This is a genomic window from Parasutterella muris (genome assembly GCF_943193095.1).
Lineage (GTDB): Bacteria > Pseudomonadota > Gammaproteobacteria > Burkholderiales > Burkholderiaceae_F > Parasutterella > Parasutterella muris.
Genome location: NZ_CALPCV010000008.1, coordinates 78505 through 85503, shown reverse-complemented (window position 1 = coordinate 85503; position 6999 = coordinate 78505). Strand labels below are relative to the sequence as shown.

Sequence of the window (6999 nt, the reverse complement as noted above, 5' to 3'; positions counted from 1 at the left end):
TTCCCCGATAGCTCAGTCGGTAGAGCGACGGACTGTTAATCCGCAGGTCGTTGGTTCAAGTCCAACTCGGGGAGCCATACTCAGGCCGCGAAAGCGGTTTTATTTCCGGTGCCGCAAGGCTCCGTGCGATTCCCCGATAGCTCAGTCGGTAGAGCGACGGACTGTTAATCCGCAGGTCGTTGGTTCAAGTCCAACTCGGGGAGCCATACTCAGGCCGCGAAAGCGGTTTTATTTCCGGTGCCGCAAGGCTCCGTGCGATTCCCCGATAGCTCAGTCGGTAGAGCGACGGACTGTTAATCCGCAGGTCGTTGGTTCAAGTCCAACTCGGGGAGCCAGAATTCTCGAAACGCCGTTTTTTGACGGCGTTTTTCTTTTTCCGCGGCGTTTTTGCGCACGAAGCCTTTTTGCTCTTTCCTTTCAATTGCGAAGCCCGTTTTGAGCTTGTGACTGAATCGAAAATATTCTGCAGCGCTCTGCCGACGGATCTTCTGCCACTCTGCGCAAGCTTTGTCTTCCAGTGTCTCCAATCTACGAACCGCCGCCCGCTCAAGGGTATCCATACGAGCAGCCGACTCACTTTTTATCAGGGAAATATCTAGAGAGAAACCGCTTTATGAATTTTTCCTGAAGATAAAATAAATTCATCTGTAATACCGCGAGATGCAATGAACGCTTCAGAATACGTCAGCCTTATGGAACAGAGACTGACCGCGTCGTTTGATTTTAAGCAGCCGCCATCGGATGAGCTCTCATCGTTGGCGGTATGGGCTGAACACAATCGAACCTCGCAGAAATATTTTCTAGCCAAAAGCGTTTCGCTGTATACGATCAACAATGATGAATATGTCGGGCTTGAAGTCTTCCCAGACGGAATCCGTGAAGAAGACATTCAAACCTGTTTCAATCGGTTCAAAAGACTGATTGACAGACTTCCGGCGGACGAATCACACATGTCCTCTATTTTTACGGCGACTCTTATCTCTGAAAAAGAGATTCCGACCGAAGTAATCCGTAAGCTTGAAAAAACGAAATATCACAAGGACTTTTGGTTCACGCTTCGCGGATGAGCCGATCTTGCGATTATTTTGATCGATCTCTCCAAAGGAGATATTTACTCAAATCCCTTTGGAAAGAAGATCAAGAAAAATTTCGTTCTTTCATGACTTCTCTAATTCAACTGACGAACAATTCTAAGGTGCATAAATGAATGGCGTTACCATTTTATTGGGGTCAGCGGTTATCTTTTTAATCGCTTATCTCACTTACGGCTCATGGCTGGCCAAACAGTGGGGCGTAGACCCCAGCAGGAAAACTCCTGCCGAAACAGAAAAGGACGGGATTGACTATCTTCCTACACGGCCTGCGGTACTGCTCGGCCACCACTTCTCCTCAATCGCCGGCGCGGGCCCAATTGTCGGCCCCATTACCGCAGCGGTTTTCGGCTGGGTCCCAGTCACACTCTGGATTATTGTCGGAAGCATTTTCTTCGGCGGCGTCCACGATTACGGCTCTCTCGTTGCCTCTTTGCGTCATAAAGGACAGAGTATCGGTCAGATTATTGACTCGAACATCGGTGAACGCGCAAAACTTCTGTTCGCAATTTTTGCATGGGTGACGCTTCTGGTCATTATTGCGGCTTTTGCCAACATTGTTGCTGCGACTTTTGTCGCCAACCCCGGCGCCGGATCATCATCTCTGCTCTTTATTGTCTTAGCCGTTGCATTCGGCCTGCTCGTTTATCGCTCCGGCATGTCTCTTGCCGTCGGCACTGTCATTGGTCTCATCGGTATGGCCGCCGCTTTTTGGCTGGGTCACATTTTCCCGATCACGCTTTCAAAGGACGTGTGGCTGCTTCTGATGATGGGCTATATTTTTGTTGCGTCCATCGCTCCGGTTTGGATTCTTCTGCAGCCGCGCGACTATCTGAATTCCTTCCTGCTTTACATCATGATTGCCGCCGCGTTTATCGGTATCTGTCTGTATCAGCCTGAAATGGAAATTTCTCCTTTTGTCGGATTTGATTTAGGCGGCGGACAGTGGCTCTTCCCGGTTCTTTTTGTCACTGTCGCATGCGGCGCTATTTCCGGCTTCCACTCTCTGGTCAGTTCCGGAACCAGCTCCAAGCAGCTCGACAATGAACGCAACGCCAAGCTCATCGGCTACGGTTCGATGCTAATTGAAGGTCTGCTCGCCATCTGCGCGATTATTTCCGTCGCTTATGTTTCGGCTGACAAGCTGCCCGAACTGCTTAAAAACGGCGGCCCTGTCAACGCCTTCTCTCAGGGTACTGCCACCTTCATGACTGCGATTGGTCTGGACTTCAATCTCTCCAAGGAGTTTGTCGCTCTGACCATTTCCGCCTTTGCGCTGACCACTCTGGATACTGCGACACGACTTGGCCGCTTCATTTTCCAGGAAATGGTCACAACCAAAGCCGGAGCGAACTCTCCGCTTGGTAAAGCTGTTTCCAACCGTTATGTCGCGACCGGCATCACCATCGCGCTTGCCTGGATCATGTCGACCGGTTCTTACCTGACCATTTGGCCGATCTTTGGTACCGCAAACCAAATGCTTGCCGCTCTTGCGCTGCTCGCAATTGCCGCTTGGTTAAAGAAATCCAAGCGCAACCACCTCATGATCACAATTCCGATGTATTTCATGTTTGCGGTCACTTTCTGCTCGCTCGGCCAACTCATTTACGCCAACCTTGGTAAAAACTGGTTGATCGTCGGAGTTTCCACTGTTCTGGCCGTTCTTTCCGCAGCGCTTGCCGTCGAAGCTTTCCGCGTTTTCGGAGAAGAAAACAGAATAAATGCCTCTGCACAAGCGCAGAATCAGCAGTAACTCATAATTGAGCGGTTCACCGCCGCGGCTTATCGGCCTCGGCGGTTTTTATTTGTTCTGTGTATTTGCCGCCTTATGCGGCATCTCGGTACGTGTTCTCAAGCATTCGAACGCTCACCGTTTGAGGCGCATCTGGATTTGGAAGTTGAGCCTCGGATGCAGCACAATCCTTGCGACACAAGACTTTTTATAAAGACAGCAGATCGTCAAACTCCGTATTTTCATCGTTCGAACCATTGAGAATCCAATCAAGCGAATTGTTCAGATGCACAAATTTTTTGCCAATTTTTTGCGACATCCTGCACGTGTTTTCAAGTGTTCGAACGCTCACCATTTGAGATGCGCCTGATTTCACGTCGCCGTCGTGAGTCAGTACGTACTCACTATCAGACAAAAAGAAAGCTGTCATGAGCCCGGAATCTTCCCAAGCTCTGACAGCTCCATATTGTGTGATGCTAAAAATTAGGTCAGCGGCGTAATCAGCGCTAAAACAATGTTGGCGAGAATAATAAATGCGACCCCGGAAAAATCAATGTTGCGCCAAACCGGAATCACTTTCTTAAACGGCGCAAGAATCGGATAACAGAGATAACTCAGCGTACGATAGTTGGCCGAAGCCTGATTAACCCAAGAAAAAATACAAAAGAGCACCGTCGCCCACATCGCCAGCTCAATCGCCCAATAAACGACTAAAACCGCAGAACCAAATACAAACGGCCAAACACCGCCGTGGCCGGAACCCATCAGCCAGTGGAAAAACTGATAAATCACCGCGACCAAATAGCAGACAAAAATTGACGGCCATTCAATATTGCGGGTGCGCTTAATGAACTTGGATGCCGGCTCAACCGCCCATTGCGTCAGAGAATGAGCAAACGACACGAGCGGATCGTTCCCGGGAATTCCGAGATAGCGCAGATACGCTCTCAGCAGAAGCAGGCTGCCGAAAACAGAGCACAGAAGTTTTAATGTAAAAAGAAATGTGCCAGCCACAGTTAATAGACCTTTCCCTAGTAGTCGTGTTTCAGTATTTAACTTATTAGTCTAAACGAACGGATAACTAATCAGTTTTCCCGTTTTACAAAGACGTTCAAATTTTATCCAATCAAACGAAGCGCCCGGATCCGTCTTGCGCTGCGGTGCGATGTTGGCGTGACCGGTAATATCGGTAATCGGATAAGTGTCCGCAAGCGTATCCGTCAGAAGCGCAAGCATCTGATACTGTTCGTCCGTGTACGCAATATCGTCGGTTCCTTCAAGCTCAATGCCGATCGAAAAATCATTGCACCCTTCCCGCCCGGCAAATCTCGAAACTCCGGCGTGCCACGCCCGATCCAAGCAGGAGACATACTGAAAGAGCTGTCCCTTGCGGTCAATAAAAAAATGCGAGGAAACGTGCAGCCCTTCCAAGTCCGAAAAGGATGGATCCGCCTCACAGTCCAGAGTGTTCTGAAATAAAGCGTCCACATAGCCCGTACCAAACTTACCGCGCGGCAAGCTGATGTTGTGAATCACAATTAGAGAGATTTTTTCATTCTGAGGGCGCTCGTTAAAGTGCGGTGAAATACGAATACAGGCCTCATCACACCAGCCGTCCGAGTCAATTTTCATAATGCTTAACGCCTCCTGCCGGCTTCAGCGTGCTCGCGGCAGCAATAGTAGTCTCTGCCGATTCTGATCGCTTCCGATTCAGGAACATAAACTCCGCAATTGGCGCACTGCACCATGCGCTCTCCGCTCTGCTGGGTTTTCTGAACCGACTTTTCCTGCTGATCCAGACGTTTCTCCAGCTCCATCTGCTTCATACGAACAGAACGCCAGCCGAAATAAATAACGGCCGCAATCGCAGCAAAAAACAGAATCTTGAACATGAACTTCTCCTACTGTGCGATCTCAAGCACAAGACGGACGCCAATATAGGAAATCATCAGCACCACAAATCCTATAACCGTCCAGCGGGCCGCAAAACGACCTCTCCAGCCGAACACATGATGACCGAGCAAAAGAATCCCGAATATCAGCCACGCCATGCAGGTGGTCACAGTCTTATGGTCAAAACGGAAAGCTTCACCGCTGAGCTCATTGGAGAAAATCGCGCCGAAAAGAATCGCCGCCGTCAGAACAATAAAACCGACCCAGATCAAACGAAAGAGCGTACTTTCCATACTCATCACGCTCGGCATGTTGTCCAGAATACTGACTTTGCCGTCTTCAGTCGGCTCCGTAAAAGCCTTGGAGCGGACGCGCTTGTGCGCGGCCATTAAAAGCAAAGCCTCTAAAACCGCCATGGTCATGACGCTATAGGCCAGAATCGCAAGCAGCAGATGCATGCGAAAAGCGAACGTGGAGGTTTCCGGCCCCAAGGGTGACCCCGGCATAATCAGGGGAAGCAGCATGCTCACCGCAGAGAGCGGAAGCACAAAAACCAGCATCGAACCGATCTTAGAAAAGAAACTTTCCAAAAGCAGCAGAAGCGTACAGGTGCCCAGTGTGACGGACAGCGCCAGCGCTAAACCGAAGTGCGGGGTTCCGTGAAGGAAAAGCGCTTCGTAGATGAGATAAGTCTGGATCATCAGACCGCCTGTAATCAGCGGTTTTACCCAGATCTTTGTCTCGGGCGACGGCTCTTGCAACGTTTTGTAAATTCCGAATGCAGCCGCTAAATACAAGCAGGCCGCAAAAACGTAAAATATGGCATTTAGTGTCATAGGTACGACTCATTATCTGTTTTCAGTATTGTATGACTTAACTCTTTAACAAGACTTAATGTAATGCTAGATTCTCTTACTCAGCGTCTCAGTAAAGTTGTAAAAACCATCCGCGGACAGGCTCGCCTGACTGAATCCAATATGCAGGAAATGCTTCGGGAAATCCGAATCGCCCTGCTTGAGGCCGACGTCGCTATTCCTGTCGTACGCGATTTGATTGCCCGAATCAAGGAAAAGGCCCTCGGTACGGAAGTTCAAACCAGCCTTACTCCGGGACAGGCTCTGGTCGGAATCGTTCACGACGAACTGACGCAGGTCATCGGCGGTTCAGACCCGGAATCCGCCCGCGAGATCAACTTATCCGTTCAGCCGCCCGCCGTGATTCTTTTAGCCGGTCTGCAGGGCGCAGGTAAGACAACCACCGCAGGCAAACTTGGCAAGTGGCTCTCCGAAGAAAAGAAGAAAAAAGTCCTGACCGTTTCCGCTGACGTATACCGTCCCGCCGCTATCGAACAGTTAAAAACCGTATCCGAACAGGCCGGTATCTCTTTCTTCCCAAGCTCGACTGACGAAAAACCGCTCGACATCGCAAAGAAAGCGCTCGATTACGCCAAACTGCACTTTTACGATGTGCTGATTGTCGATACGGCCGGCCGCCTTGCCATCGATGAACAGATGATGAACGAAGTGGCCGAACTCGAAAACTTCCTGCATCCGATTGAAACATTCTTCGTCGTTGACGCGATGGTCGGTCAGGATGCGGTGAACACCGCTAAGGCGTTTGGCGAGAAACTTCCGCTCACGGGTGTCATCCTCACCAAGGTTGACGGCGACTCCAGAGGCGGCGCCGCGCTCTCCGTGCGCATGGTCACCGGAAAACCTATCAAATTCATCGGTGTCGGCGAAAAACTCACCGGCTTCCAGCGCTTTGATCCGCAGGCCATGGCCGGACGCATTCTCGGCATGGGCGACATCGTCTCCTTGGTCGACGAAGTTCGTAAGAACGTGGACGTGGAAAAAGCCCAGAAGTTTGCTGAAAAAATGCGCAAGGGCGACACCTTCACACTGGAAGACTTCAAGGATCAGCTCGCTCAGGTTAAAAACATGGGCAGCTTCTCCTCGCTGATCGAAAAACTGCCGGCTCAGTTCGCTCAGGCCGCAGGCCAGGTCGATGACGAAGCCGCTAAAAAACAGATCGCCAGAACCGAAGGCATCATCAACTCAATGACGCCGCATGAAAGACGCAAGCCGGGAATCATCAAGGCAAGCCGCAAGCGCAGAATCGCGGCCGGCGCCGGCACTAGCGTGCAGGAAGTCAATAAACTGCTCAAACAGTTCGAACAGAGCCGCGAAATGATGAAAATGATGAAAAAAGGCGGCATGGGCAAGATGATGCGCGCTTTCAGAAACTTGGGAGGCCGCTTCCCCGGTATGGGAGGCTTCTAAA

At 50.5% G+C, this 6999-nt stretch carries 8 protein-coding genes and 3 tRNA genes; 6 read left to right on the top strand and 5 right to left on the bottom strand.

Annotation, left to right across the window (positions count from 1 at the left end; genetic code table 11):
- Position 1 precedes the first annotated feature (1 nt).
- From NFR90_RS04710 to NFR90_RS04690, 5 genes are all read left to right on the top strand, one after another.
- A tRNA-Asn gene (locus tag NFR90_RS04710) sits at positions 2–77 on the top strand.
- A 53-nt stretch (positions 78–130) separates the two neighbouring features.
- Positions 131–206, top strand: a tRNA-Asn gene (locus NFR90_RS04705).
- A 53-nt stretch (positions 207–259) separates the two neighbouring features.
- Positions 260–335, top strand: a tRNA-Asn gene (locus tag NFR90_RS04700).
- Between the two features lie 330 nt (positions 336–665).
- A complete protein-coding gene (locus NFR90_RS04695; RefSeq protein WP_251451053.1) occupies positions 666–1067 on the top strand; it encodes a DUF8052 family protein in 402 nt (133 codons plus the stop codon).
- Positions 1068–1203: 136 nt separating this feature from the next.
- A complete protein-coding gene (locus tag NFR90_RS04690) occupies positions 1204–2844 on the top strand; it encodes a carbon starvation CstA family protein (RefSeq protein WP_160335796.1) in 1641 nt (546 codons plus the stop codon).
- A 187-nt stretch (positions 2845–3031) separates the two neighbouring features.
- Here the strand turns inward: NFR90_RS04690 and NFR90_RS04685 are convergent, their stop codons facing one another.
- The 5 genes from NFR90_RS04685 to NFR90_RS04665 are packed head-to-tail and all read right to left on the bottom strand — an operon-like array spanning position 3032 to position 5552.
- On the bottom strand, positions 3032–3253 hold the full coding sequence (locus NFR90_RS04685) for a hypothetical protein (RefSeq protein WP_160335797.1): 222 nt from the start codon (positions 3251–3253) through the stop codon (positions 3032–3034).
- Between the two features lie 53 nt (positions 3254–3306).
- Positions 3307–3837 (bottom strand): YggT family protein, encoded by a 531-nt coding sequence (locus tag NFR90_RS04680; RefSeq protein ID WP_160335798.1) that lies wholly within the window; start codon positions 3835–3837, stop codon positions 3307–3309.
- 51 nt (positions 3838–3888) lie between these two features.
- Positions 3889–4455 (bottom strand): 1,6-anhydro-N-acetylmuramyl-L-alanine amidase AmpD, encoded by a 567-nt coding sequence (gene ampD / locus NFR90_RS04675; protein WP_251451051.1) that lies wholly within the window; start codon positions 4453–4455, stop codon positions 3889–3891.
- A 5-nt stretch (positions 4456–4460) separates the two neighbouring features.
- Positions 4461–4715, bottom strand: a complete 255-nt coding sequence (locus tag NFR90_RS04670; RefSeq protein WP_251451049.1) for a PP0621 family protein — start codon at positions 4713–4715, stop codon at positions 4461–4463.
- A gap of 9 nt (positions 4716–4724) precedes the next feature.
- A complete protein-coding gene (locus tag NFR90_RS04665) occupies positions 4725–5552 on the bottom strand; it encodes a cytochrome C assembly family protein (RefSeq protein ID WP_251451047.1) in 828 nt (275 codons plus the stop codon).
- A gap of 63 nt (positions 5553–5615) precedes the next feature.
- Here NFR90_RS04665 and ffh point away from each other — a divergent pair, with 63 nt between their 5' ends.
- Positions 5616–6998 (top strand): signal recognition particle protein, encoded by a 1383-nt coding sequence (gene ffh / locus NFR90_RS04660; RefSeq protein ID WP_251451045.1) that lies wholly within the window; start codon positions 5616–5618, stop codon positions 6996–6998.
- Position 6999: the final 1 nt, after the last annotated feature.

Excerpts from the sequence above, each read along its gene's own strand:
- NFR90_RS04690 (WP_160335796.1), top strand. The coding sequence starts at position 1,204 with ATGAATGGCGTTACCATTTTATTGGGGTCAGCGGTTATCTTTTTAATC.
- NFR90_RS04695 (WP_251451053.1), top strand. The coding sequence starts at position 666 with ATGAACGCTTCAGAATACGTCAGCCTTATGGAACAGAGACTGACCGCG.
- ampD (WP_251451051.1), bottom strand. The coding sequence starts at position 4,455 with ATGAAAATTGACTCGGACGGCTGGTGTGATGAGGCCTGTATTCGTATT.
- NFR90_RS04670 (WP_251451049.1), bottom strand. The coding sequence starts at position 4,715 with ATGTTCAAGATTCTGTTTTTTGCTGCGATTGCGGCCGTTATTTATTTC.
- ffh (WP_251451045.1), top strand. The coding sequence starts at position 5,616 with ATGCTAGATTCTCTTACTCAGCGTCTCAGTAAAGTTGTAAAAACCATC.
- NFR90_RS04665 (WP_251451047.1), bottom strand. The coding sequence starts at position 5,552 with ATGACACTAAATGCCATATTTTACGTTTTTGCGGCCTGCTTGTATTTA.
- NFR90_RS04685 (WP_160335797.1), bottom strand. The coding sequence starts at position 3,253 with ATGACAGCTTTCTTTTTGTCTGATAGTGAGTACGTACTGACTCACGAC.